This window comes from Nocardioides sp. SYSU D00038, assembly GCF_016924665.1.
Classification (GTDB): Bacteria; Actinomycetota; Actinomycetes; order Propionibacteriales; family Nocardioidaceae; genus Nocardioides.
Window position 1 is genome coordinate 400,228 of the sequence record NZ_JAFFJT010000016.1, and the last position, 24,260, is coordinate 424,487.

Genomic DNA, 24,260 nt, shown 5'->3' on the forward strand with positions numbered 1-24,260 from the left:
CCCGGCTCCGTCCGGCGGGCGGTTCCAGACGCGGAACTGGGGCGAGCTCGATCAGTCGACGGTGTGACCGGTCACGGAGTGCGGGTCGCGCAGCAGGAGCACGGGGATGGGCCGACCGTGCCGGACGTGTCGACGTCGGTCCTGGCGTGCTGTCGGAGACGGGGGCGGAGGGCGAGGTGGGTGCGCCACGTCGGCGCGCGGATCCCGAGGTGGCTGGACTACCGCGCCGCTGTCGTCCTGCCGCCCGGGTGGTCGAGCGCGGTCATCCTGCGCGCCCCCTCTGGACGATTTCGGTCAGCACCGACGGGTCGGACAGGTAGACCTCGTGCTCGCCGGTGACCCGCACCGGCGGCCTGCCCGTCCACGAGGTGATCCGCCGCGCGGCCAGCCGGATCGGGGGGATGGTCTCCGACCCGAGTCCGACGGTGACGTCGAGGCCCGCGAGGTCGCGGCGCCGGAACCGGTAGGTCGGGATGCCCGGTTCGTCGCGGATCATCGCCTCGGCGTTCGCCCGGGTGGCGGCAAGGGAAGGTTCGTCGACCGTCACCTGCCGGCCGAGGATGAGCTTCAGCAGGACGGCTTGGGCACCTACGAAGTCCCCTGGGTGGCGGCGGAGGTGCCGACGGGCGGGCATCATCATCGCCCGTTGGGCCAGACCGCCGCCGGGGACAACGCCCAGGGCAGGTGGCTCCCAGGCGATCACGCGCCCCACCGCCCCCGGGTGCCTGGCTGCGAGAGCCAGAGCCACGACGGCGCCGGAGCTGACACCGACGACGGTGGGCGAGTCCAGGTCGAGGGCCTCGATGAGTCCCCTTGCGTCGTCGGCGTGCTGGGTCGCCCCACTCCCGGGCCAGGCATCGCGGCCCGACCGACCGGTACCGCGTCGGTCGTAGACCGTCACCTCGTAGCCGACCGCGGCCAGGCTCTCGGCTTGTCCGGTCAGCATGGTGGCGTCCTCACCGCCGCCGTGGATGAGCAACAGGGGGCGACCGGCGCCGCGAATGTCCGCGACGAGGGTGGTGCCGCGAACGAGGAGCTTCCTGGTCTCGGTGAGGGGGGCCATGGACCAGACTTTAACGGACATGCTGTCTTGTGAAAAGGGATGCACGTGCACCGCGGTGGTTGACAGCAGCCATATGCTGTAGCAAAGTCACGATGCAACAGTTTCCAAGCGGAGAGCGGACATGGTCGACACCGTGGGTCCCACGTCCCCGGCCCAGCCCGGGGTCACCGTCGAGGACGTCCTCACCACCTTTCCCGAGCTGCGGGACATCGCCGACGACGACCTGCGTCGGAGCGTGGTCGACATCTGGCTGGAGGTGCTCGCCGAGAGCGGCTGGGACTCGATCGCCGACGTGCCGAAGCACCCCTACGAGGTGCCGGCCAGCGTGAAGCTGGTCGAGCACACCCGGTCGACCACGCAGATGGCGGTCGCGGTCGCCGAGGTGGCCGAGCGCGTGCAGGGGGCCCCCTACGACCGCGACCTGCTGATCGCCGCGGCGAACCTCCACGACGTCAGCAAGCTCATGGAGTTCGAGCCGTCGGAGGAGGGCGGCCGGGCCTCGCGGTTCGGCCGGCTGGTCCAGCACGGCGTCTACGGCGCGCACAAGATGTGGGAGAAGGGCCTGCCGCTCGAGCTGGTCCACAACGTCATCGTGCACACCGAGACGTCGCGGTACGCGCCGCAGACCTGGGAGGCGGTGGTCGTGCACGCCGTCGACGCGCTCGACTCCCGGGCGCTCGACCTGCTGCACGGCGGCGTGCCCGCGGTCACCAAGGACTAGGTGGCGGCCTGCCCACCTCGATGAGGCGCGCCGGGAGCGGGACGGGCTTCGACCGGCGGCTGGTCGCACCGATGGTGCTCGGCTCCGTGCTCAACCCCGTCAACTCCTCGATCATCGCGGTCTCGCTGGTGCCGATCGGCCGCGACCTCGGCGCCTCGCCCGCGGAGACCGCGTGGCTGGTCTCCGGGCTCTACCTCGCGACGGCGGTCGGGCAGCCGGTGGTGGGCCGGCTCGTCGACGTCCTCGGCCCGCGCCGCCTCTACCTCGCCGGCAGCGCCCTGGTCGGTCTCGCCGGCCTGCTCGGCCTGCTCGCCCAGGACCTCGGCACCCTCGTCGCCGCGCGGGTGCTGCTCGGCATCGGCACCTGCGCCGGCCACCCGTCGTCGATGTACCTCATCCGCAGCGAGGCCCGGCGCACCGGACGCGCCAGCCCCGCCGGCATCCTCACCGTGCTCTCGGTCGCCAACCAGACCTTCGCGGTGCTCGGCCCGCCGCTGGGCGGGCTGCTCATCGGCGTCGCGGGCTGGCGCAGCACGTTCGCGGTGAACATCCCGCTCTCCCTGGCCTGCCTGTGGCTGGGGGCGCGCCGGCTGCCGCACCACCAGCGCATCGCCGACGGTCCGCGGACGCGGCTGGACCCGCTCGGCGCAGCGTTGTTCGGGGGGTTCCTGGTCTGCGCGATGCTGGTGCTGATCGAGCGCGACCCCGACCTCTGGCCGCTGCTCGTGGTGGCGGCCGCGGCCGCGATCGCGTTCGTGGGCGTCGAGCTGCGGGTCGCCGAGCCGTTCGTCGACCTCCGCCTGCTGCTCGGCAACCCGGCGTTGGTGGCGACGTACGCCCGCACGCTGCTGACCGCGACCGTCACCTACGTCTTCCTCTTCGGCTACACCCAGTGGCTCCAGGACGGTCGCGGGCTCGCCGCCGGCGAGGCGGGACTGCTGATCATCCCGACCTTCCTGGTGGCGATCGCCGTGGCCGCGGTGACCGGCCGCGGCAGGCGGGTGCGGGCCAGGTTGGTGACCGGCGGGCTCGTGCAGGTGGCGGTCTGCGTGCCGCTCCTGGTCCTCGGTGACGACGTGCCGGTGCTGGCCCTGGTCGGGCTCGCGGTGCTCGTGGGCGTCCCGCAGGGCCTGCTCAACCTGGCCAACCAGCACACGCTCTACGACCAGGCCGAGCCTGCCCGGCTGGCCTCCTCGGCCGGGCTCCAGCGGACCTCGATGTACGTCGGCGCCCTGCTCGCAGCCGCGGCCGTCGGAGCGGTGCTCGACGACGGCGCGACGACGGCGGGGATGCGGACCCTGGGCTGGTACGCCCTCGTGCTGGCGGCGGTGGCGCTGGTCATCACCGTGGCGGACCGCAGCCTGGGTCGGGTCGGTCGCGGACCGGAGGGGAGGCCGCGTCAGCCGGGCTCGGGCGCGGCCGACTCGAGCATGTCGCTCAGGCCGGCGCGGGCGCGCTCGGTGGCGATCCGCTCGGCGGCGGCCGGGTCGCGGTCGCGCAGGGCGCGCACCAGGCGCCGGTGGTTCTGGTAGCGGTCGAGGCCGAACTCGTCGTTGGTGGCGAGCAGCTCCAGCAGCCGGGCGCGACGGCCCGACGGGGAGAAGACGCGGGCCTGCTCGAGCAGCCGCAGCAGCACCGGGTTGCCCACGCAGTCCTCGACCGCCTCGTTGAACCGCTGCATGGTGTCGAGGAGCTGGTGGAGGTGGCGGTCGTGCGGCGTCCCCTGCTCGCGCCGCTGGCGGATCAGGATCAGCAGGTCGTCGGCGTCGTCGAGGATCGCGTCGAGCTGGTCGAGCTGGTCGTCGGTGGCGCGCTCGGCCGCGAACCGCGCGATCATCCCGCGCAGCGCGATCTCCACCTCGGCGAGGTCGCGGATCGCGGTCTCGCTGATGAACGACACCTTGACCGTGCGCGGCCCGGTGCGCTCGAGCAGCCCGTCCTGCTGCAGCCGGCGCACCGCCTCCCGCACCGGCGTCGGGCTCACCGACAGCTCCTCGGCCAGGCCCCGCTCGGTCACCCGTTGACCCGGGACGAGCTTGCCGGTGGCGATCGCCGTCCGCACCGCCCGGTAGGTCTGGTCGGCCAGCGTGTCGGCGGCGAGGATCTCGGGGGGAGTGGTGGCCACGGCGGCATCCTACCGATCGAAATGGCATCGACCACTATGCAACCCTTGACGTTGATGCTGTAGCAAACGTAGCGTGACGTCCGCCACCCAGCGGGCGTCCACCGGCGCCCCCGCACCGGAGACGACCAGATGACCACCACCAGCACCCCGGGCCCGACCCGCAGCACGGCGGAGGGCGCGACCACCGCCACCGGGCGGATCACCCTCCTGGTCGCGCTCGCGGTGTTCGCGCAGGAGTCGACGTGGAACTTCTACGACTCCCAGGTCCCGCCGCTGCTCCGCGAGCACCTCGCGAGCGCCGCGCTGGTCGGGCTGCTCATGGGCATGGACAACCTGCTCGGCATCTTCGTGCAGCCGTGGATCGGCAACCGCTCCGACGCCACCCGCACCCGGTGGGGCCGGCGGCTGCCGTACCTCGTGGTCGGGATGCCGGTGGCGGCCGTGCTCTTCGTGCTCGTGCCCCACGCTGCCCGGTCGCTGTTGCCTCTGGTGGCGGTGATGTTCGCCTACGCCCTAGTGCTGAACTCGCTCAACCCGGTCTCGACCTCGCTGCTGCCGGACTTCATCGGGCCCCAGCGGCGCAGCCGGGCCAACGCCGTGGTCAAGATCGCTACCAGCCTCACGATCATCGTCGCCGCGCTGGTCAGCGTCCTCGTCGTCGACGACCACCCCTACGTGGCGTTCGCCATCCCCGCCGCCATCATGCTGGTCGCGGTCGTGGTGCTGGCCGCCACCGTGCGCGACAGCGAGTCACCGGCCTACCGTGCCGCCCTCGAGGAGGACACCGCCGAGGCCGGACAGGAGGTGGCGCGGCCCCGGGCCCGCGACGCCGTCCGCGACATCCTCCGCGACCGCGATCGCAGCCGGTTGATGCTCCTGCTCGCGATCCTGCTCTTCGGTGCGGCGTGGGCCTCCTCGCGGGCCCTGCTGACGCCGTACGGGCAGGAGGCACTCGGGCTGTCGCGGGGAGACGCCGGCGGCCTGACCCTGCCGAGCGGCATCGCGTTCCTGCTCGCGGCGTACCCCGCTGCCCTGCTCGCCGAGCGGCTCGGCCGGCTCCGGGTGATGCTCGCCGGCATGTCCGTCTTCGGCCTGGCGTTGGTGGGCGGCACCCTGGTGCAGACCCCCACCGGCACGGTCGTGGCCTTCGTCGTCGCCGCGGCCGGGGCCTCCGGGTTCATGATCAACGCGGTCGTGGTGCTCTGGAACTTCGCGCCCTCGCCCAACCTGCTCGGCACCTACGCCGGCCTCTACACCGTCGGCTGGGCCAGCGGCGGCTTCCTTGGGCCCGCGCTGGTCGGCGGCATGGTCGACCTGACCGGCTGGGACCTGATGCTGCTGGACATCGCGCTGCTCACCGGCCTGGCCGTCCTCGTCGTCGCCCGCCTCGCCCGCGCCCAGCGCCGGGCGCCGACCCTGCCCTGAGTCCGCCCACCGCACCGCCCGATCGGGTCGGTGCCACCCACCGCCCCCACACCGAGGAGAGCGACGCGTGCCCCGTGTCCTGATCACCACCGACTACCTGCGACCCGGCGACGCGGTCGACCAGTACCTGCGCGGTGCGGGCCACGAGACCGTGCACCTGCCGATGACCGGCCGGCGCGATCCCGAGGAGCTGGTCGCCGCCCTCGACGGCGTCGAAGCGGCACTCGTCGCCAACGAGCCGCTGACCGAGGACGTGCTCCGGCGGGCGCCGTCGCTGCGGGTCGTCGTGCGCACCGGGGTCGGCTACGACTCCGTGGACGTCGACGCGGCCGCGCGGCTGGGCATCACGGTCAGCAACCTGCCGGGCATCAACGCCAACGCCGTCGCGGAGTACACCCTCGGGCTGCTGCTCGCCGCCGCTCGGCGCCTCGTGCAGAGCGCCGCCGGGGTCGCCGCCGGGGGTTGGCCGCGCGAGGACGGGCACGAGCTGCGCGGCGCCACCCTCGGCCTCATCGGCTGGGGCGCCGCCGCCCGGCGGGTGGCCACGCTGGCCCGGGCCCTCGGCATGACCGTGCTGTGCACGACCGGCGTGCCGGACGACCAGCGCGGCGGTGAGGGCAGCGAGCAGGTGCGATTCGTGGGGCTCGACGAGCTGCTCGCCGGCTCCGACTACGTCTCCGTGCACACCGCGCTCACCGAGCGCAGCCGTGGCCTGCTCGGCGCCGCGGCGTTCCGGTCGATGCGGCCGACGGCGGTGCTGGTCAACACCGCCCGCGGCCTGATCGTCGACGAGCGGGCGCTCGCCGCCGCCGTCCGCGCCGGCGAGATCGCCGGCGCCGCCCTCGACGTGGCCGCCACCGAGCCGCTGCCCGAGGACAGCCCGCTGCGCGGCGTCGACGGCATCGTCGTCTACTCCCACCTGGCGGGGCAGACCGCCGAGGCGCGGCAGGCGGCCGGCACCGAGGGCGCCGCCGAGCTGGTGCGCTCGCTCGCCGGTGCGCCCCGCTTCGCCGTCACCGCGGGGGTGCCCGCGTGAGCGACCACCGGATCGCCGTGGTGCCCGGCGACGGCATCGGCACCGAGGTGATCCCGGCGGCCCTGCAGGCGCTCGAGGTGCTCGGCGAGCGGGGCGGCTTCTCCGTCGAGCTCGACCACCTCGACTGGTCGTGCCAGCGCTACCTCGAGACCGGCCGGATGATGCCCGAGGACGGCCTCGACCGGATCGCCGGCCACGACGCGATCCTGCTGGGCGCCGTCGGCTGGCCGGGCGTGCCCGACCACGTCTCGCTGTGGGGGCTGCTGATCCCGATCCGGCGCCAGTTCCGGCAGTACGTCAACCTGCGCCCGATCAAGGTGATGGCCGGCCTGCCCGGCCCGCTGCGCGACAGCGAGGGCGTCGACTTCGTCGTGGTGCGCGAGAACGTCGAGGGCGAGTACAGCGAGATCGGCGGCCGGCTCGACCGCGGCCTCCCCAGCGAGCTGGCGGTGCAGGAGGCCGTCTTCACCCGGGCGGGCGTGACCCGGATCGTCGACTACGCCTTCGAGCTCGCCACCGCCCGCGGCGGCAGCCTCACCTCCGCGACCAAGTCCAACGGGATCGTGCACACGATGCCGTTCTGGGACGAGATCGTCCGCGAGCGGGCGGCGGCGTACGACGTGCCGTGGCGCCAGGAGCACATCGACGCCCTGGTGGCCAAGCTGGTGCTGCGGCCGGGCGACTTCGACGTGATCGTCGGCTCGAACCTCTTCGGCGACATCCTCAGCGACCTCGCCGCGGCCATCGCCGGGAGCATCGGGATCGCGCCGGCGGCGAACATCGACCCCACCCGGGAGTTCCCGTCGATGTTCGAGCCCGTGCACGGCTCGGCGCCCGACATCGCCGGCCAGGGCGTGGCCAACCCCCTCGGGGCGCTGTGGTCGGCGTCGATGATGCTCGACCACCTCGGCCGCCACGAGGCCGCCGCCGCCCTGATGACCGGCATCGAGCGGACCCTCGCCGACGGCAGGACCCGCACCCCCGACCTGGGCGGCACCGCGACCACGCAGGAGCTCACCGACGCCGTGCTCGCGAACTTGCCCGTCCCCGACTGAGCCGCTCACCGACTGAGCCGCTGCCCGACTTAGCTGCTGCCGACTGAGCCCACCGAGAGAGAGAACGAACCATGGACAACGAACCGGCCGAGCGCGTCCGGATCCTGACGCCGAGCGGCATGCTCGGCGCGGGCTGGGACGAGGCCACCATCGAGCGCGGGCTGGCGCTCGGCATCGACGTGATCACCATCGACGGGGGCTCCACCGACTCCGGGCCCTACTACCTGGGCTCCTCGACGCCGAAGACCACGGCCAAGGCGGTGGAGCGCGACCTGCGCAGCGCGCTGCGCGCGGCCGCGCGGGCCGACGTGCCGCTGGTCATCGGCTCGTGCGGCACCAGCGGCACCGACACCGGGGTCGACTGGGTCGCCGGCATGGTGGCGAGGATCCAGGCCGAGGAGGGCCTCGGGTTGCGGGTCGCTCGGATCTACAGCGAGCAGAGTGCCGCCGACCTCAAGGAGGCGCTCGACGCTGGACGGATCCACCCGCTGCCGCCGCTGGGCGACCTGACCGCCGAGACCCTCGAGAGCTGCACCCACATCGTCGGGCTGATGGGCCACGAGCCCATCGTCGAGGCGCTCCGGGCCGGGGCCCAGGTGGTGCTCGCCGGCCGGGCGACCGACACCGCGGTGGCGGCGGCGTACCCGCTGATGAGGGGGATGCCGGCGGGGCCGACCTGGCACGCCGCCAAGATCGTGGAGTGCGGCGGCCAGGCCACCAGCAACCCGCGCACCGGCGGGGTCTACACGGTCATCGACGCGACCGGCTTCACCATCGAGCCACTGGACCCCGACGCAGCGTGCACGCCGATCTCGGTGGCCGCCCACATGCTCTACGAGACCGCCGACCCCTTCGAGATGCGCGAGCCCGACGGCACCCTCGACGTGCGCGACGCGACGTACGTCGCGATCGACGAGCGCACCGTCCGGGTGGAGGGCTCGCGGTTCCAGGTCGCCGACCAGCACACGATCAAGCTCGAGGGCGCGCGGATCACCGGCTACGAGACGGTGTCGTTCACCGGCATCAGGGACCCGCTGATCCTCAAGGACATCGACGCCTGGGCCGAGCTGATGGGCACGGTGATCCGCGACCGGGTCGCGCAGATTCTGGGCCTGGCCCAGGACGAGTACGCCTTCGACCTGCGCCTCTACGGCCACAACGCCGTGCTCGGCGACCTCGAGCCCGAGAGCGGGCCGCCGCGCGAGGTGGGTGCGATGCTGCTGGTCAACGCCCCCGACCAGGCGACCGCCACGGCGATCGCCAAGATCGCGAACCCGCTGATGCTGCACCTGCCGACCCCGTCGATGGACTACCTGCCCAGCCTCGCCTTCCCGAGCTCGCCCGCCGAGGTCGAGCGCGGGGCGGCGTACGAGTTCGTGCTCAACCACGTCGTCGACTCCATCACCCCCACCGCCATCTTCCGCACCGAGATCGAGGAGCCGGTCCATGCCTGAGCCGACCAGCCCGCCCGACGCGCCCACCCTGGGCGACCTCGCCCTGGAGGTCCGCTCCAAGAACGCCGGCCCTTTCTGGGTCACCATGGAGCTGTTCATGCGCGACGCCGACGGCTACCGGATCGTGGCCGACGAGTCGTTCCTCGACGAGCGGTTGATCGCCGACCTCTACCGGGTCGACGCGAGCACCATCCGGATCTACCGGATCCCCTCGCTCAACGTCGTGAAGATCTCCTTCCCGCGGCCGGTGTCGCAGGGCTCGCTGCGCGACCGCGACATGCACGCCGGCCAGCACCACGTGCCGCTCGCGCTGCTGCGGGCGCCGGTCGCCACCCCGGTGGCCGCCGTCGCGGGTGGTGGCGCGTGATGGCCGCCGAGCAGCAGGCCGACGTGGTGGTGGTCGGTGGCGGGCTCGCCGGCCTCGTCGCCGCGGCCGAGGCCGCCGACGCCGGCCGGTCCGTGGTCGTCGTCGAGCAGGAAGGCGAGCAGTCGCTGGGCGGCCAGGCGTTCTGGAGCCTCGGCGGGCTGTTCCTCGTCGACAGCCCTGAGCAGCGGCGGATGGGGATCAAGGACTCCCTCGCCCTCGCCACCCAGGACTGGCTGGGTAGCGCCCAGTTCGACCGCGACGAGGACCGGTGGCCGCGGGCCTGGGCCGAGGCCTACCTCGACTTCGCCGCCGGCGAGAAGCGCGCCTGGCTGCGCGGCATGGGCCACCGCTTCTTCCCGCTGGTCGGCTGGGCCGAGCGCGGCGACGGCCGCGCCGAGGGGCACGGCAACTCGGTGCCGCGCTTCCACATCACCTGGGGCACCGGGCCCGGCGTGGTCGCGCCGTTCGAGCGCCGGGTGCGTGAGCACGCCTCGACCGGGCGGCTCCGGTTCGCCTTCCGCCACCAGGTCGACGGGCTGGTCGTCGAGGGCGGCACCGTCGTCGGCGTCCGCGGCACCGTGCTCGAGCCCACCGCCGTCGACCGTGGCCGTCCGTCGTCGCGCACCGCGGTGGGCGAGTTCGAGATCCGCGGCCAGGCGGTGGTGGTGACCAGCGGCGGCATCGGCGGCAACCACGACCTGGTGCGCAAGGCGTGGCCCGCGCGGCTCGGCACGCCCCCGCGGACGATGGTCTCCGGCGTTCCGGCACACGTCGACGGGCGGATGCTGGCGATCACCCAGGACGCCGGCGCCAGCGTGATCAACCCCGACCGGATGTGGCACTACGTCGAGGGCATCCGCAACTGGGACCCGATCTGGGACAACCACGGGATCCGGATCCTCCCCGGCCCCTCCTCGCTGTGGCTCGACGCCACCGGCCGGCGGCTGCCGGCGCCGTGCTTCCCGGGCTTCGACACCCTGAGCACGCTGCAGCACCTGCGCCAGACCGGCCACGACTACTCGTGGTTCGTCCTGACCCAGAAGGTCATCGAGAAGGAGTTCGCCCTCTCGGGCTCCGAGCAGAACCCCGACCTCACCGGCAAGGACATCAAGCTGGTGCTGTCGCGGGTGCGGGGCGGCGCACCCGGCCCGGTCGAGGCGTTCAAGCAGCACGGCGAGGACTTCGTGGTCGCCGACACCCTCGACGAGCTGGTCAAGGGCATGAACGCGATCGCCGACCCCGACGTCCCCGAGCTCGACACCGAGGCGATCCGCCGCCTGGTCGAGGCGCGGGACCGCGAGATCGACAACCCGTTCTCCAAGGACGCCCAGATCACCGCGATCCGCGGCGCGCGCGGCTACCGGGGCGACCGGCTCAGCCGGACCGCCACGCCCCACAAGTTCCTCGACCCCAAGGCCGGCCCGCTCATCGCCGTCCGCCTCCACGTCCTCTCGCGCAAGACCCTCGGCGGCCTGGAGACCGACCTCGACGGCCGGTGCCTGCGCTCCGACGGGTCGCCATTCCCGGGGCTCTACGCCGCGGGCGAGGTCAACGGCTTCGGCGGCGGCGGGATGATGGGCTACAACGCCCTCGAGGGGACCTTCCTCGGCGGCTGCCTGTTCTCCGGGCGTACGGCCGGCCGCGCGGCGGCCCGGGCCGTGGGGTGACGGTCGTCAGCGGTTCCCTGCCGCGCCGCTGAGCAGGCGCCCCGCCGTCGCGCGGAGGCAACCCAACGTGTCGGCCATCGCGGCGGCCCGGCCGTGGTCGGCGACCAGCGACCGCACCGGCACCGGCACCACCGCGTCGGCGTCGCGGTCGCCGACGACCACCGCCACCGGCCGGCCGGCGGCCTGCGCCCGGGCGACGACCCCGCCGACCACCTTGCCCGCGAACGACGACGCGTCGAGCCGGCCCTCCCCGGTGACCACCAGGTCGGCGCGGGCCACGTGGTCGTCGAGGCCGAGCCGGTCGGCGACGTGGTCGAAGCCGCTGACGACCCGCGCACCCAGGACGGCGAGCGCACCGCCCAGCCCGCCCGCGGCCCCCGATCCCGCGACCTCCTGGGGGTCGCGGCCGTGCTCGGCGGCGAGCCGGTCCCGCAGCCGCACCAGCCGCTCGGCCAGCTCCTCGACCTGCGCGGGCGTCGCGCCCTTCTGGGGACCGAAGACCGCGGCGGCGTCGAGGTAGCGGGTCCCGACGTCGGCGCAGACCGTGACGGTCGTGCCGCCGAACGGCGAGCGCCCGGCCTCGCGCAGCACCTCCCAGGCACCCCGGCCGCCGTCGGTGCAGGCGGTGCCGCCCAGGCCGACGACCACCTCGCGCGCTCCGGCGGCGAGGGCCTCAGCGAGCAGCTCACCGGTGCCGCGGGAGGTCGCCGCGACCGGGTCGTTGCCCTCGGCGCCACCGGCGTGCAGCAGGCCGGACGCCTCCGCCGACTCCACGACCGCGAGCCCCCGGTCGAACCGCCACCGGGCGGTGACCGGGTCGCCGAGCGGCCCGGTCACGACCGTCGCCCGGTTCGGGCCGCCGAAGGCCTCCAGCAGCCCCTCGCCGCCGTCCGAGAGCGGCAGCTCGGTGGACCGCCAGCCGAGTTCCCCGGCGGCCGCGGCCACGGCCTCGGCGACCTCCCTGGCGGTCGCCGTGCCCCGGAACTTGTCGGGTGCCACCAGCAGGGCGGGCTGCCCGGAGGTTTCCATGGCAAAACTATCTGCAACTCTTGACGAGGTTGCAATAGCAACTACGCTATGACGGGCATCACACCCCGCGCGACCTGCGCCGACGGATCGAGGACATCCATGAGAAGGACAGCAGCCCTGCCCCTGGCGATCGCCGCGGTGCTGGCACTCGGGGCCTGCGGCGGTTCCGCCGACGACGCACCGTCGTCGACCACCCCGGAGCCGACCGCCGACGTGGGCGACGCCTCGGCGGTGACGCCGGTCGACGACGAGGTGCTCGAGGCGGCGAAGGAGGAGGGCGAGGTGCTGATGTACACCAACGCCGAGGACCAGCAGACCGCCCCCATCAAGAAGGCCTTCGAGGCGGCGTACCCCGAGATCACGCTGCGCAGCCTGCCGCTCGAGGACCAGCAGATGTTCCAGCGCTACGACACCGAGGTCGCCACCGGCTCGCCCACCGCCGACGTGGTGATGAGCAACGACGCGCTCGGCTGGCTCGACTTCATCGAGGCGGGCAACGTCGAGCCCTACGCCGACCCGAACGCCGCGAACCTGCCCGACTACGCCACCCTCGGCCCCGGCGTCTACGCCATCTCCGAGGACCCGGTCATCGCCCTGTTCAACAAGGCGCTGCTGCCCGAGGCCGAGCAGCCGACCACCATGGAGGGGCTCGCGGCGATGGCCGAGGAGCTCGACGGCAGGATCGGCACCACCGCCCTCGACAACTCGGTGGCGTACGGCGCGACCAGCGCCTACCTGGGCAAGTACGGCGAGGACGGGTGGGCCAACCTCGAGGCGATCGGCCCGCACGCGAGCGTCGAGGCGAGCAGCGGCCCGCTGGCGACCAAGCTGGCGCAGGGCCAGTACGCCGCGGCGTTCTTCGTCGGGGGTGCGGTGCGGGCGTTCATCGTCGACGACGTCGCCAAGGTCGTGAACTACCGCTACTTCGAGGACGGCACGCCGCTGCTCCCGCGCGGCCTCGGAGTGACCGCCGAGGCGCCGCACCCCAACGCCGGCAAGGTGTTCCTCAACTGGATGCTCTCGGTCGAGGGCCAGGAGGCGGCCTGCGAGGGCGGGTTCACGCCGTACCGCGACGGCGTGGAGTGCGACTTCGGCCTGCCGCAGGTCATCGCCGCCGTGGGCGGCGAGGACAACCTCAACATCGGCACCTACGACCGGTCGCTGGCCGAGGACGAGGACGCGATCACGAGCCGCTGGAACGAGGCGTTCGGTCGATGACCGCAGCTGTCCCGGCGGGGGTGGGGCCACGGGGCCCCGCCCCCGGCCGGGCGGGGCTGCTGAGCCGGCGGCTCGCGTCGACGACCGCCGGGCACTACGTGATCTGGGCCGTGGCCCTGCTCGTGCTCGTGGGCCCGGTGCTGGCCGTCGCCGCCGCCGCGCTCTGGTCGACGCCGCTCTACGAGTCCGGCGGCCACCTCACGCTGGACAACTTCCGTGACCTGCTGGGCGACCCGACCTGGTGGCGGGCGGTGGGCAACAGCTTCGTCTTCGCCACCATCTCGACCCTCTCGTCGGTCACCCTCGGCGTGGTCGCGGCGGTGCTGCTGACCCGCACCAACCTGCCGTTCCGCCGGCTGCTGACCGGCGTCTTCGTGCTGCCGGTGCTGCTGCCGGGCCTGGTGCTGGTGGTGGGCTGGATGGCGACCTGGGCGCCGTCGGGCTACGTCACCTCGTGGCTGGAGCTCAACACGGTGCTGACCTTCCCCATCGACCTCTACAGCCTGGGCGGGATGGCGCTGGTCGCCACCAGCGTCGCCGCCCCCACGGTCTTCCTGCTGTGCCGCACCACGGTGCTGTCGATCGACTCCTCGCTCGAGGACGCCGCCCGCAGCGCGGGCGCCGGCCCGGTGCGGGCGCTGCTGTCGGTCACCGTGCCGCTGCTGCGGCCCGCGATCACCAACTCCACGCTGCTGGTGTTCGCGGTCGTCTTCGAGGTGCTCGGCCTGCCGCTGATCCTCGGCTTCTCCAAGAACATCACCCTGGTCTCCACCTACCTCTACGACCACTGGATCAACGGGACGTCCGCGGAGCAGGGGGTCGTCGCCGCCGGCGCCCTGTTCCTGCTCGCGTTCGTCTCGGCCCTGCTCGTGGTGCGCAACCGGGTGGTCGGCGACACCGGGAGGTTCGCCACCGTGATGGGCAAGTCGAGCGCGAAGCGACTGGTCGACCTCGGCCCCTGGCGGTGGCCGCTGGCGGCGCTGGCGGCCGGCGTCCTCGTCGTCCTGGTGGTGGTGCCGCTGGTCGGGGTGGTCGCCTCGTCGCTGACCTCGATCTTCTCCCCCCTGATCTCGCCGTGGTCGGTGCTGACCAGCGACAACTTCGAAGCCGTCCTCGACAACCCGGTGTGGATGGACTCGGTGGTCAACAGCCTGCTGATCGCCACCGTGGGCGGCCTGGTCGCCACCGTGGTGATCGCGCTGCTCTCGCTGGTGGCCCACCGCTCGGAGTTCCGGATGCGCGGGTCGCTCCAGCAGGCGATGCTGTGGCCGCGGATGATGCCGGGCCTGGTGTGCGGCATGGCGTTCTTCTGGGCGTTCGTGCTGCTCGACCCCACCGACACGCTGCGCGGCAGCCTCTGGGGGCTGGGGCTCGCGTTCGCCGTGCGCAGCCTCGCGGTCGGCTACAGCGCTTTCTACCCCGCGCTGGCCGCGATCGGCCGCGACCTCGACCTCGCCGCGCGCGTCTCGGGCGCCGGCTGGTGGCGCTCGATGATCAGCATCTCGCTGCGACTGAGCATCCCGGCGATGGCCACCTGCTTCGTGCTGCTCTTCGTCTCGATGCTCAACGACTCCGACCCGGCCGTCTTCCTCGTCACCGACGAGACCCCGGTGATGGGCCTGACCATGCTCCAGCTCGCCGCGACCAGCACCGGTGGCGCCGTCGCCGCCTTCGGGGTGATCCAGATGCTGCTGACCGTGGCGGTGCTCGCCCTCGGCCGCCTCTTCCTGGGAAAGCGAATCCATGCCTGACCTGACCATCACCGGCCTCGCCAAGAGCTTCGGCGACAACGCGGTGCTCCACGACCTCGACCTGCGCGCCGAGGACGGCGAGCTGTTCACCCTGCTGGGCCCCAGCGGCTGCGGGAAGTCGACGACGCTGTGGTCGATCGCCGGACTGCACCCGCCCGACCGCGGCCGGATCGCGTTCGGCGACCGGGTCGTCTTCGACGACCGGCGCGTCGACGTGCCTCCCGAGAAGCGCAACTGCGGCGTGGTCTTCCAGTCCTACGCCGTGTGGCCGCACCTCACCGTGCACGACAACGTCGGCTACCCGCTCAAGCTGCGCAAGGTCTCGCGGCGCGAGCGCAGCGAACGGGTCGCGGAGGTGCTGGAGCTGGTGGAGCTCGGCGGGCTCGAGGGCCGCTACCCCCACGAGCTCAGCGGCGGCCAGCAGCAGCGCGTCGCGCTGGCCCGCGCCCTGGCCCACCCGCCGGACCTGTTGCTGCTCGACGAGCCGTTCTCGAACCTCGACGCCAAGCTGCGCGAGCGGGCCCGCGACTGGCTGCGGATCCTCCAGCAGCGGATCGGCGTCACCACGGTCTTCGTCACCCACGACCAGGACGAGGCGCTGTCGATGAGCGACCGGATCATGGTGATGGACCGGGGCCGGGTGCGGCAGGTCGGGACCCCCGAGGAGATCTACCACCAGCCCGCCGACGAGTTCGTCGCCGACTTCATCGGCACCGTCAACGTCCTCGACGGCCACGTCGCACCGGGCGCCGACCGGTCGCGGGTGCGGGTCGAGGGCCTCGGCGAGCCGCTGCTGGTCTCGCCCCCCGCCCCGGCGGAGGGCGCCGCACGGCTCGCCATCCGCCCGGAGCGGATCGTCGTACACCCCTCCGGGGCGCCGGCGGCGACCCCCAACGTCGTCACGGTGAAGGTACGTTCAACGGCCTTCCTCGGCGACCACTACCGCTACGTCGTCGTGCTCGGCGACCACGAGCTGGTCGTGCGGACGCTGACCCGCATCGACCACGGCACCGAGCTCACCCTCGAGCTCCCACCCGACGCGATCCGGGCGTACGCCGCTCGCGGCTGACGTCGACGGGTCGCCCGGAGGCCGGTAGTCCGTGACGTTCGGGCCCCGATCGCGGGTAGTCCGTGACGTTTGGGTCCGTCCGGCTGGCGTTCAGGGGCCGAAACGTCACGGACTACCGCGGCGGGTCCGTCTGGGGCACGAACCACGCCTTTGCGCCGTTGGTGCGGGTGGCCCGGCGGGTGCGGCGGGATGAACTGCGCCTTTGCGTGGTTCGTGCGCCGGCGGCCCCACCCGCCGGAGTCAGGACGACGGCGTCGGCACGGCGGACGACGACATGCGTTGGGCGCCGATCACGGTCAGCACCTGGAGCTTCTCGTAGCTCTCGGTGCCGGGGTCGGCCGTGTAGACCATCAGACGATGCGACTGGTGGGGGTCGAGCAGCACCTGGCAGTTGAGGTCGAGCCGACCCACCTCGGGGTGCTGGTAGCGCTTGACCTCGTCCGGCTCCAGGCCGATCTCGTGGTCGGCCCACAGCGTGGCGAACTCCTCGCTCCGCTCGAGCAGCAGCCGGGTGAGCTCGGCCGCGCGCGAGTCCGGACCCCGGACGGCTACGATGCCGCGCAGCCCGGCGGCGTACATCCGCGAGAGGAACGCGTGGTCCTCGGCCACGTAGATGTCGCGGGAGGAGGGGTCGGTGAACCAGCGGTAGCCGTTGCTGCGCTCCGGCCCGGTGAACCTCGTCCAGTCGCCCGTGAGCGCCACCTTGGGCGGCGTCTGACGCAGGGTCTCGCCCAGCTCGGTGACGATCTCGGCCGGCGTGTCCGCGAGGCGGTCGAAGATCCGGAGCATGCCGGGACTGACGTGCTCGCTGCTCGGTCCGCGAGGCGGGGGCCGGTGGCCGGCCAGGCGGAAGAGGTGGTCGCGCTCGGCGACGGTCAGGTGCAGGCCCTGCGCGATCGAGGCGATCATCTGCTCCGAGGGCTGCGGACCGCGCTCCTGCTCCAGCCGGGAGTAGTAGTCGGTGGACATGTGGCACAGCACCGCGACCTCCTCGCGCCGCAGGCCGCGGGTACGCCGTCGCTGTCCGCGCGGCATCCCGACGTCCTCGGGCTGCAGGGCCTCGCGTCGGCGCCGGAGGAACTCCGCCAGCTGCGGGCGATCGATCATCGTCGGCCTCCTTGCCCGGCGTCGGCGCCGTGCGTCGCCCCCGATTCTTCCCGGGTCCGGCGGGTGCGGGCCATCAGGCGGCGGGGTGGCGTCGGGCGGGCCCGGCGGCAGGCGCGCCGGGCGACCCGTCGCCGTCCGGGCCGGGGAAGGTCACGGCGGCCAGCTTCTCGGACGCCAGCCAGACCCGCTGCGCCTCCTCCGGGTCGCGCAGCGGCTTGTAGAGCGCCTGCTCGGCGGGCGGGCCGGCCAGGTGCTGGAACCCGCGCGGTCCGTAGAGCAGCCCGCCCTCGGCGTCCGGGGAGGTCGCCGCCATCAGCGCCGGGAGGCCGGCGGTCGTGGCGGTGCCGGTGAGCAGCCCCCGCGCGGACAGCGCCCGGATCAGCCGCACCCCGGCGGTGTCGGTGTCGCGGCCGAGCTCGGGGCGGGCGGACAGCAGGCTGGTCGGCGCGACCCCCGGGTGCGAGAGGTTGCTGGTGATGCCCCAGCCCAGGGCGCGGCTGCGTCGGTCGAGCTCGATCCCGAACAGCCCGAACGCGATCTTCGACTGGCGGTAGGCGCGCATCCCGTTGTACGAGCGCTCCCAGTTGAGGTCGTCCCAGTTCATGCCGCCCCGGGCGGCGGCGACGCTGACCTGCGAGGTCACCCGGGCCCGGCCCGCCCGCAGCAGCGGCAGCAGGTGGGCCACCAGGGCCACGTGCCCGAGGTGGTTCGTCCCCAGCTGGAGCTCGAACCCGTCCTCCGTCGTCTGCCGCTGGGGCGGTGTCATCACGCCGGCGTTGTTGACCAGGAGGTGGATCGGCGCCCCCTCCGCGCGCAGGGTCTCGCCGAGCCCCGCGATCGACTCCAGCGACGACAGGTCGAGGTCGTGGAGGAGCACCGAGGCGCCGGGGGCGGCGGCCCGGATCTCGGCCGCGGCGGCCTGGCCCTTGCCCCGGTTGCGCACGGGCAGCACCAGCTCGGCGCCGGCGGCCGCGAGCCGCTGGGCGATGCCGAGGCCGATGCCGTCGCTGCCTCCGGTCAGGACGGCGCGTCGGCCGGTGAGGTCGGGGACGGTGATGTCGAGAGGGGTTCGCGGCATGAGGTTCGCTCCTGGTGGTCTCGGATCGGTCCCGGGATCTCCGGGTCTCCGCACCGGGCCGCTGGGCCGCGCTGCGGGGTGCGTCCCACGGTCGCGCAGCTCGGCGGCGAGATTCAGGGTCTGTCGGTCCCCCTTTGCCGGCTCTGTGTCGCACGAGACAGAACGATCGGTTTGACATCTGGGAACGACGGGTCCAGAGTGAGACCGATCGTTCGCTCTCGCCCGAGGGCACCAACCCGAGGAGATCCCCCGTCATGTCAGCTGTCGAAGCGGCCTCGCCGCAGATCCACGCGCCGTCCCTGCGGCGCCTCTACCTCGTCCGGTTCGGTTTCGCCGTGGTGTGGGCGGCCCTGTTCGCGGCCACCTCGTCGCCGCTGGGGGCGTTCACCTTCGGGCTCGCCGTGCTCTACCCGGCCTTCGACCTCGCCGCCGCCGTCGTGGACGCACGGTCCTCGACCAGCGGTCGGCCCACGCCGGCGCTCTACGTGAACATGGTCCTGAGCCTGGCGGCCGCCGTCGCGATCGCCGTCGCCGGCAAGGACGACCTCCAGGCCATCCTGGTGATCTGGGGCCTGTGGGCCGTCACCGCAGGGCTCGTGCAGCTCGCGGTCGGCGTGCTCCGCCGGTCGCTCGGCGGCCAGTGGCCGATGATCCTGAGTGGCGGCATCTCGGTGCTCGCGGGTGGCTCGTTCATCGCGATGGCCGGGTCGGCCACCTCGCTGACCGCCATCGCCGGCTACGCGACCCTGGGCGGCATCTTCTTCCTCGCCTCGGCGATCCGCCTGGGTCGCACCGCTCGCACCGCGCAGTCCGCCGAGGTGGCCTGACATGGCCGACTCACCCAGCGAGCAGGTCTTCGACGTCGTCGTCATCGGCGGCGGCCCCGCCGGTGAGAACGTCGCCGACCGGGCGGTCGCCGGCGGGCTGAGCGCCGCGGTCGTGGAGCAGGAGCTGGTCGGGGGCGAGTGCTCCTACTGGGCGTGCATGCCCACCAAGGCACTGCTGCGCAGCGCCGCCGCCCTCCGCGCGGCGCGGGCGCTGCCGGGGGCGAGCGAGGCGGTCGCCGACCGGGTCGACGTCGCCGCCGTGCTGGCCCGTCGCGACCGGTTCGCCTCGGACTGGAAGGACGACGGCCAGGTCGCCTGGCTCGACGGCGCCGGCATCGGACTGGTGCGGGGTCGGGCCCGCCTGGCCGGGCCGCGCCGGGTGGAGGTGCTGCCCGCGGGCTCGGACCAGCCGTCGGTGGTGCTCACCGCCAGGCACGCCGTCGTCGTCGCGACGGGGACCTCGGCGCTGGTGCCACCGATCCCCGGGCTCGCCGAGGTGGCCCCGTGGACCAGTCGCGAGGCGGCGTCAGCGACCGAGGTCCCGCCGCGGCTCGCGATCGTCGGTGGGGGCGTGGTGGCCGCCGAGATGGCGACCGCCTTCTCCGCCTTCGGCTCGGCCGTGACGCTGCTGGCCCGCGACGGCGTGCTGCCGACGGCCGAGCCGTTCGCGAGCGAGCTGGTCGTGGAGTCGCTCGAGACGTCCGGGGTGACCGTGCGGCTCGGCGCCGAGGTCGTCGGCGCCAGCCGGGACGGCGCCGACGTCGTGCTCGACCTCGCCGGCGACGCCGGGCAGGTGCGCGCCGACCAGGTGCTGGTCGCGGTGGGCCGGGTGCCCAACACCCGCGGCCTCGGACTCGACACCCTCGGCGCGGCCGGGCTGCGGGACGGCGGGTGGTTGCCGGTCGACGAGACCCTGCGGGTCACCGACGGGGCCGGCGGCGAGGTGGTCGACGGCGGCTGGCTGTACGCCGTCGGCGACGTCAACGGACGGGCGCTCGTGACCCACCAGGGCAAGTACCAGGCACGGGCGCTCGGCGACGCGATCGTCGTACGCGCCCGCGGCGGGCAGGTGGACGACGAACCGTGGGGCTGGCACGCAGCGACCGCGGACACCCGGGCGGTGCCGCAGGTCGTCTTCACCGACCCCGAGGTGGCCTCGGTGGGACTCACCGCCGCCGCCGCCGAGGCGGCCGGCCACCCGGTGCGGGTCGTCGACCACGACCTCGGCGCTGTCGCCGGAGCCGCCCTGCACGCCGACGGTTACCGGGGTCGGGCCCGGATGGTCGTGGACACGGAGCGCGAGGTCGTCCTCGGGGCGACCCTCGTCGGTCCCGACGTCGCGGAGCTGATCCACGCGGCCACGGTGGCCGTCGCGGGGGAGGTGCCGATCAAGCGGCTGTGGCACGCCGTGCCGGCCTACCCCACCATCAGCGAGGTCTGGCTGCGGCTCCTCGAGGCCTACGGTCGCCCGCACGCCGGCGATCCGGCCGCGGGCGACCGCAGCGCCTAGCCCCGTCGCCCGGCCCGGCCCCACCAGTCGAGCCGGGCGAACCGCTCCCCGATCAACAGGTGGGTGGCGGGGTCGGGGTGGAGGTTGTCGGGCAGCGGCAGCCGGCCGGTGTCGCCCTCGCCGTAGAGCTCCCGGCCGTCGAGGTAGGAGAGGTGGGGGTCGTCGCGCTCGGCGACGACGCCCGCCAGCACCTCGCGGATCGCGGTGAGGGTCAGCCGGCCCTGGGCGACCTCGGCCGGGTCGCCGGCCGCGACGAACGCGAGCCGCCCGTCGCCGAGCGCCTCGAGGTCGGGCGCCGTCGGCCCCGGCACGTCCTCGTGCACGGGGCACAGGATCGGCGAGACCAGCAGCAGCGGGGTCTCGGGGTGGCCGTCGCGGATCGTGTCGAGGAACCCGTGCACGGCCGGCCGGAGGGCGCGCCGCCGCATCAGGTCCTGGTTGACGACGTTGATCCCGAGCTTGAGGCTGATCAGGTCGGCGGGCTGGTCGCGGATGGTGCGGGCCACGAACGGGTCGAGCAGCGCGCTGCCGCCGAGGCCGAGGTTGACCAGGGCGACGTCGGCGAGCCGGGCCGCGACGGCCGGCCAGGTGCCGGTGGGGCGGGTCGCGGCCGAGCCGTGGCTGATCGAGCTGCCGTGGTGGAGCCAGACCGGGCGCTCGTCGGTCACCGGTCGCACCGCGCCGTCGGCGCGCAGGTCGACCAGGACCGTCTGCTCGTCGTGAGGCAGCCAGACCTCGACGGTGCGCGAGCCCGCCGGCACCGTGAACGCCAGCGTCGTCGGCTCGCCCGGCTCGAGGGTGCCCTCGCCGGTCATCATGTCGACGTGGAGGATGTTGCCCCCCTCCGCGTGCAGCTGGCCGACCACCACGCCGTCGGCCACCACGTCGTAGCTGCCGTCGGGCGGCACCGGGGCGCCGGCGTAGCGGCGCTTGGTCGCGAGCACGTCGAGCTCGAACGACGTCGCGTCGGTGTGCATCGCGACCCGCACCCCCGACGGCTGCGCCTCGACCAGGTGGAGCTGGGGGTCGTGGGTCTGGGCGCGGGCCCACGCGGGCAGCCGGTGCGGCCGGAGGCCGTGCTCGGTGCGCTCGAGCTCGAGGGCACCCCGGACCAGGTCGGCGTCGAACATCGCTGCTCCTGTCGTGGGAGGTGGGGTCAGGCGCGCGCGGCGAGGAGCCCCTCGACGCCGTCGAGGAAGGTCCGGGCGACCTCGTCGGGGTCGGCGAGGCAGCCGGCGGCCATCGCGCCGTCGCGCAGCAGCACGAAGAGCTCGGCGGCGTGCGCCGGTGGCCGGTCGGGCAGGCGCTCGACGAGCGTGGTGACCGTGTCGAGGAACCACTGCCGGTGGTCGCGCACCGCGCGGCGCACGGGATGGTCGGCGTCGGGGTACTCGGCGGCAGCGTTGAGGAACGCGCAACCACGGAAGACCGGGTTGCGGATCTGCGCCGCGACGGCCGCGGCGACCGAGCGCACGGCGTCCTCCGGCGACTGGTCGTCGGCGATCAGCGCCGCGACCTGCTGGCGCTCGGCCAGGCTCGCGCTGTCGAGGTAGGCCACCACCAGATCCTCCTTGCTGGGGAAGTGGCGGTAGAGCGTGGAGCGGGTGACCTCCGCGGTCGCCACGATCTCCTCGATACCGACCGAGTGGATCCCCTTGGCGTAGAAGATGCCGCTGGCGATCCGGAGCAGGCGGTCCCGGGCCTCGGAGGTACGACGGGTCGGGGTCGGCACCCACCCAGTCTACCGGATAGAACGATCGGTAGCGGTTGGCCGCCGAGTCGTTGTTACTCGTGACGAGTAACGACGGCTCAGCGGACTTGGGTCAGCCGGCGGGCAGGTCGAGGTGGCGGGCCAGGAAGGCGTTGCGGAACCGACCGTCGGGGTCGAGGCGCTCGGCCAGCGTGCGGAAGTCGTCGAAGCGGGGGTAGAGCGGCCGGAGGTCGGCGGCGCCGGCGAGGAAGACCTTGCCCCAGTGGGGGCGGGCGCCGAGCGGGAGCAGCGCCGCCTCGACCGGTGCGAGCGCCGCCCGCACGGCGGGCACGTCGCGCACCCAGGTGAAGTGCAGCCCCACGACGTCGGTGCCGTAGGCGCCGCTGAGCCAGAGGTCGTCGGCGGCGACGGTGCGCACCTCGGCGACCTGGAGCAGTGGCGCGAAGCCGGGCGCAAGCCGCCGCAGGTGGTCGATGGCCTCGAGGGCGCGAGCGCGCGGCACGAGGTACTCGCTCTGCAGCTCCTCGCCCCGGCTCGGGGTGAACGCGGTCCGGAAGTGAGGGAGGCGCTCGTGCCACGGCCCGGGTACGCCGCGCTGCTCGGTCACCGCGTCGGTGTCGGCACCGGCCAGCATGTGCAGGGTGGCGTCCGCGGGGGCGGCGCCGAGCAGGGCCGCCGGCGGCTCGGTGCCGCGGCTCTTGAGCCAGACCTGGGCGACCCGGCCGCTCGCCCAGTCGGTGAACAGGCTGACGCTGTAGGCGCTGGAGGTCACCGCGTCGAGCTCGGCGAGGGCGACGTCCCAGGGCAGGTCGGTGTAGAGGTCCTGGCGGACGTCGTAGGTCGGCACCACGTCGAGGAGCAGGTGGGTGGTGACGCCGAGTGCCCCGAGCGAGACCACGTGCCCGGCGAAGTCGGGGTCGTCGCGGCCGACCCGGCGCAGCGTGCCGGAGGCGTCGACCAGCTCGACGCCGGCCACCGCGGCGGCGAGCGAGCCGGTGGTGTCGCCGGAGCCGTGGGTGCCGGTGGCGACCGCGCCCGCGACCGAGATGTGGGGCAGCGACGCCATCGTCGCGAGTGCCCAGCCCTCGGCGTGGAGCAGCTCGGCGAGCCGGCCGTAGGTCAACCCGCCCGAGACCCGCACCACCTGCCGGTCGACATCGACCTCGACCACCTCGGGCAGCGCCGCGGTCGAGACGAGGTCGCCGTCGGTGTCGGCGGCGTCGGTGAACGAGTGCCGCGAGCCGAGGGCGTGCACGCGGCGGGAGCCGGCCACCACGTCCTGCAGCTCGGCGAGCGTCGCGGGGTGGTGCACCCGCGCCGCGGCGTAGGTGTGGTTGCCGGACCAGTTCGTCAGCATCCGGCCATCCTCGCTCAGGGCACCACGCCCCGGACGTGCGTGTCGCCGGCTGGGTGGGTGCGGCCTGCGTGAGTCCGTCCCTGCCCGGTCGGCGACGTACCTCAGGTTCCCGGTCGCGGCGGAGTTCATCCCGGTCCCGGAGAAATCCACCCGAACGGGTGAGGTGACCGCGTCACGTCGGGATGCTTCAGCCGTGCAGTCGTCGCCGGACCACGGTCTCGGCCTCCACCAGGACCTGCCCGGGGGTCTCGAACGGCAGCGCGTCGACGACCCGGCGGTCGACCTCGGCCGCCCCCTCGGCGTCGAGGCCGCGGGAGACGGTGGCGACCTTGCGGGCGAGCCACAGCGCGCAGGAGAGCTCGCGCACCCGGTCCCAGGTGCGCGGCAGCCGGTGCCGCAGGTCGAGCAGGTCGGACAGGAACGCCTCGAGCTCGAGCGGGTGGGTCTGCCGGGCCAGGGCCAGCTGAGCCAGGCAGTGCTCGGCCACCGCCGGGGTACCGGGCCCGCCGAGGGCGAGCCCGTCGTCGCTGGCGTGGAGGTCGGCCCAGTGGAGCACCACCTCGGCGTCCTCGACCTCCGCCGCCCGTCGGCAGCGCAGCACGCTCCCGGCCCGGGAGAGGGTGGCCTGCGGGTCCAGGGCGGAGATCTCGCTCAGCAGCGCCGTCATGGGTGGCAGCGTAGTCGAACACG

General features: G+C 73.8%; 21 protein-coding genes and 1 pseudogene. 13 read left to right on the forward strand and 9 right to left on the reverse strand.

All coding sequences use genetic code 11. From position 1 onward, the window contains the following. Positions 1-262: 262 nt before the first annotated feature. On the reverse strand, positions 263-1,063 hold the full coding sequence (locus JT721_RS10520) for an alpha/beta fold hydrolase (protein ID WP_205473055.1): 801 nt from the start codon (positions 1,061-1,063) through the stop codon (positions 263-265). A 133-nt stretch (positions 1,064-1,196) separates the two neighbouring features. Between JT721_RS10520 and JT721_RS21390 the strand changes: the two genes are divergently transcribed. Both JT721_RS21390 and JT721_RS20850 read left to right on the forward strand, forming a co-directional pair. Beyond that, the gene (locus tag JT721_RS21390; protein WP_205473056.1) at positions 1,197-1,784 is read left to right on the forward strand and encodes an HD domain-containing protein; all 588 of its coding nucleotides are present in this window, start codon (positions 1,197-1,199) and stop codon (positions 1,782-1,784) included. Between the two features lie 71 nt (positions 1,785-1,855). Further along, positions 1,856-3,013: pseudogene (locus JT721_RS20850) on the forward strand (MFS transporter); the annotation flags it as partial. Between the two features lie 170 nt (positions 3,014-3,183). Here the strand turns inward: JT721_RS20850 and JT721_RS10530 are convergent. After that, positions 3,184-3,909, reverse strand: coding sequence for a GntR family transcriptional regulator (locus tag JT721_RS10530; protein WP_205473057.1), 726 nt, complete (start codon positions 3,907-3,909; stop codon positions 3,184-3,186). A 129-nt stretch (positions 3,910-4,038) separates the two neighbouring features. Here JT721_RS10530 and JT721_RS10535 point away from each other — a divergent pair, with 129 nt between their 5' ends. The 6 genes from JT721_RS10535 (at position 4,039) to JT721_RS10560 (ending at position 10,913) form a co-directional block, all read left to right on the forward strand. Beyond that, positions 4,039-5,334, forward strand: coding sequence for an MFS transporter (locus JT721_RS10535; protein WP_205473058.1), 1,296 nt, complete (start codon positions 4,039-4,041; stop codon positions 5,332-5,334). A gap of 67 nt (positions 5,335-5,401) precedes the next feature. Next, the gene (locus tag JT721_RS10540; RefSeq protein ID WP_205473059.1) at positions 5,402-6,370 is read left to right on the forward strand and encodes a phosphoglycerate dehydrogenase; all 969 of its coding nucleotides are present in this window, start codon (positions 5,402-5,404) and stop codon (positions 6,368-6,370) included. Next, on the forward strand, positions 6,367-7,425 hold the full coding sequence (locus JT721_RS10545) for a tartrate dehydrogenase (protein WP_205473060.1): 1,059 nt from the start codon (positions 6,367-6,369) through the stop codon (positions 7,423-7,425). The genes JT721_RS10540 and JT721_RS10545 overlap by 4 nt, the downstream gene beginning before the upstream one ends. Positions 7,426-7,496: 71 nt before the next feature. Further along, the gene (locus JT721_RS10550) at positions 7,497-8,879 is read left to right on the forward strand and encodes an acyclic terpene utilization AtuA family protein (protein WP_205473061.1); all 1,383 of its coding nucleotides are present in this window, start codon (positions 7,497-7,499) and stop codon (positions 8,877-8,879) included. Then, on the forward strand, positions 8,872-9,246 hold the full coding sequence (locus JT721_RS10555) for a DUF4387 domain-containing protein (RefSeq protein WP_205473062.1): 375 nt from the start codon (positions 8,872-8,874) through the stop codon (positions 9,244-9,246). Before JT721_RS10550 ends, JT721_RS10555 begins: the two co-directional genes overlap by 8 nt. Further along, entirely contained in the window at positions 9,246-10,913 is a 1,668-nt protein-coding gene (locus JT721_RS10560) for an FAD-binding dehydrogenase (protein WP_205473063.1), read from the forward strand. The genes JT721_RS10555 and JT721_RS10560 overlap by 1 nt, the downstream gene beginning before the upstream one ends. Positions 10,914-10,919: 6 nt before the next feature. Here the strand turns inward: JT721_RS10560 and JT721_RS10565 are convergent, their stop codons facing one another. Next, positions 10,920-11,942 (reverse strand): glycerate kinase, encoded by a 1,023-nt coding sequence (locus JT721_RS10565; protein WP_205473064.1) that lies wholly within the window; start codon positions 11,940-11,942, stop codon positions 10,920-10,922. Between the two features lie 99 nt (positions 11,943-12,041). Between JT721_RS10565 and JT721_RS10570 the strand changes: the two genes are divergently transcribed. The 3 genes from JT721_RS10570 to JT721_RS10580 are packed head-to-tail and all read left to right on the forward strand — an operon-like array spanning position 12,042 to position 15,980. Further along, a complete protein-coding gene (locus JT721_RS10570; RefSeq protein WP_205473065.1) occupies positions 12,042-13,160 on the forward strand; it encodes an ABC transporter substrate-binding protein in 1,119 nt (372 codons plus the stop codon). Beyond that, positions 13,157-14,911, forward strand: coding sequence for an iron ABC transporter permease (locus JT721_RS10575; protein WP_205473066.1), 1,755 nt, complete (start codon positions 13,157-13,159; stop codon positions 14,909-14,911). Before JT721_RS10570 ends, JT721_RS10575 begins: the two co-directional genes overlap by 4 nt. After that, the gene (locus JT721_RS10580) at positions 14,904-15,980 is read left to right on the forward strand and encodes an ABC transporter ATP-binding protein (protein WP_205473067.1); all 1,077 of its coding nucleotides are present in this window, start codon (positions 14,904-14,906) and stop codon (positions 15,978-15,980) included. The genes JT721_RS10575 and JT721_RS10580 overlap by 8 nt, the downstream gene beginning before the upstream one ends. A 240-nt stretch (positions 15,981-16,220) precedes the next feature. Here JT721_RS10580 and JT721_RS10585 read toward each other — a convergent pair whose 3' ends face one another. Both JT721_RS10585 and JT721_RS10590 read right to left on the reverse strand, forming a co-directional pair. Beyond that, positions 16,221-17,087 (reverse strand): helix-turn-helix transcriptional regulator, encoded by an 867-nt coding sequence (locus JT721_RS10585; RefSeq protein WP_240340431.1) that lies wholly within the window; start codon positions 17,085-17,087, stop codon positions 16,221-16,223. 73 nt (positions 17,088-17,160) lie between these two features. Next, positions 17,161-18,165, reverse strand: a complete 1,005-nt coding sequence (locus tag JT721_RS10590; RefSeq protein ID WP_205473068.1) for an SDR family oxidoreductase — start codon at positions 18,163-18,165, stop codon at positions 17,161-17,163. Positions 18,166-18,419: 254 nt separating this feature from the next. Between JT721_RS10590 and JT721_RS10595 the strand changes: the two genes are divergently transcribed. Both JT721_RS10595 and JT721_RS10600 read left to right on the forward strand, forming a co-directional pair. Continuing rightward, complete coding sequence (locus JT721_RS10595) at positions 18,420-18,992, forward strand: hypothetical protein (RefSeq protein WP_205473069.1); 573 nt, start codon at positions 18,420-18,422, stop codon at positions 18,990-18,992. Between the two features lies 1 nt (position 18,993). After that, positions 18,994-20,502: an NAD(P)/FAD-dependent oxidoreductase gene (locus JT721_RS10600; protein ID WP_205473070.1), complete on the forward strand. Its 1,509-nt coding sequence runs from the start codon at positions 18,994-18,996 to the stop codon at positions 20,500-20,502. Here the strand turns inward: JT721_RS10600 and JT721_RS10605 are convergent. The 4 genes from JT721_RS10605 to JT721_RS10620 form a co-directional block, all read right to left on the reverse strand. After that, on the reverse strand, positions 20,499-21,632 hold the full coding sequence (locus tag JT721_RS10605; RefSeq protein WP_205473071.1) for an SGNH/GDSL hydrolase family protein: 1,134 nt from the start codon (positions 21,630-21,632) through the stop codon (positions 20,499-20,501). The genes JT721_RS10600 and JT721_RS10605 overlap by 4 nt on opposite strands. 26 nt (positions 21,633-21,658) lie before the next feature. Next, positions 21,659-22,234 (reverse strand): TetR/AcrR family transcriptional regulator, encoded by a 576-nt coding sequence (locus tag JT721_RS10610; protein ID WP_205473072.1) that lies wholly within the window; start codon positions 22,232-22,234, stop codon positions 21,659-21,661. A gap of 91 nt (positions 22,235-22,325) precedes the next feature. Next, positions 22,326-23,570 (reverse strand): D-arabinono-1,4-lactone oxidase, encoded by a 1,245-nt coding sequence (locus JT721_RS10615; RefSeq protein ID WP_205473073.1) that lies wholly within the window; start codon positions 23,568-23,570, stop codon positions 22,326-22,328. A gap of 187 nt (positions 23,571-23,757) precedes the next feature. Further along, positions 23,758-24,237, reverse strand: coding sequence for a hypothetical protein (locus JT721_RS10620; RefSeq protein ID WP_205473074.1), 480 nt, complete (start codon positions 24,235-24,237; stop codon positions 23,758-23,760). Positions 24,238-24,260 lie beyond the last annotated feature (23 nt).

Excerpts from the sequence above, each read along its gene's own strand:
- JT721_RS10590 (WP_205473068.1), bottom strand. The coding sequence starts at position 18,165 with ATGCCGCGAACCCCTCTCGACATCACCGTCCCCGACCTCACCGGCCGA.
- JT721_RS10520 (WP_205473055.1), bottom strand. The coding sequence starts at position 1,063 with ATGGCCCCCCTCACCGAGACCAGGAAGCTCCTCGTTCGCGGCACCACC.
- JT721_RS10595 (WP_205473069.1), top strand. The coding sequence starts at position 18,420 with ATGTCAGCTGTCGAAGCGGCCTCGCCGCAGATCCACGCGCCGTCCCTG.
- JT721_RS10620 (WP_205473074.1), bottom strand. The coding sequence starts at position 24,237 with ATGACGGCGCTGCTGAGCGAGATCTCCGCCCTGGACCCGCAGGCCACC.
- JT721_RS10600 (WP_205473070.1), top strand. The coding sequence starts at position 18,994 with ATGGCCGACTCACCCAGCGAGCAGGTCTTCGACGTCGTCGTCATCGGC.
- JT721_RS10615 (WP_205473073.1), bottom strand. The coding sequence starts at position 23,570 with ATGCTGACGAACTGGTCCGGCAACCACACCTACGCCGCGGCGCGGGTG.
- JT721_RS10555 (WP_205473062.1), top strand. The coding sequence starts at position 8,872 with ATGCCTGAGCCGACCAGCCCGCCCGACGCGCCCACCCTGGGCGACCTC.
- JT721_RS10550 (WP_205473061.1), top strand. The coding sequence starts at position 7,497 with ATGGACAACGAACCGGCCGAGCGCGTCCGGATCCTGACGCCGAGCGGC.
- JT721_RS10575 (WP_205473066.1), top strand. The coding sequence starts at position 13,157 with ATGACCGCAGCTGTCCCGGCGGGGGTGGGGCCACGGGGCCCCGCCCCC.
- JT721_RS10560 (WP_205473063.1), top strand. The coding sequence starts at position 9,246 with ATGGCCGCCGAGCAGCAGGCCGACGTGGTGGTGGTCGGTGGCGGGCTC.
- JT721_RS10585 (WP_240340431.1), bottom strand. The coding sequence starts at position 17,087 with ATGATCGATCGCCCGCAGCTGGCGGAGTTCCTCCGGCGCCGACGCGAG.
- JT721_RS10565 (WP_205473064.1), bottom strand. The coding sequence starts at position 11,942 with ATGGAAACCTCCGGGCAGCCCGCCCTGCTGGTGGCACCCGACAAGTTC.
- JT721_RS10580 (WP_205473067.1), top strand. The coding sequence starts at position 14,904 with ATGCCTGACCTGACCATCACCGGCCTCGCCAAGAGCTTCGGCGACAAC.
- JT721_RS10535 (WP_205473058.1), top strand. The coding sequence starts at position 4,039 with ATGACCACCACCAGCACCCCGGGCCCGACCCGCAGCACGGCGGAGGGC.
- JT721_RS10605 (WP_205473071.1), bottom strand. The coding sequence starts at position 21,632 with ATGTTCGACGCCGACCTGGTCCGGGGTGCCCTCGAGCTCGAGCGCACC.
- JT721_RS10570 (WP_205473065.1), top strand. The coding sequence starts at position 12,042 with ATGAGAAGGACAGCAGCCCTGCCCCTGGCGATCGCCGCGGTGCTGGCA.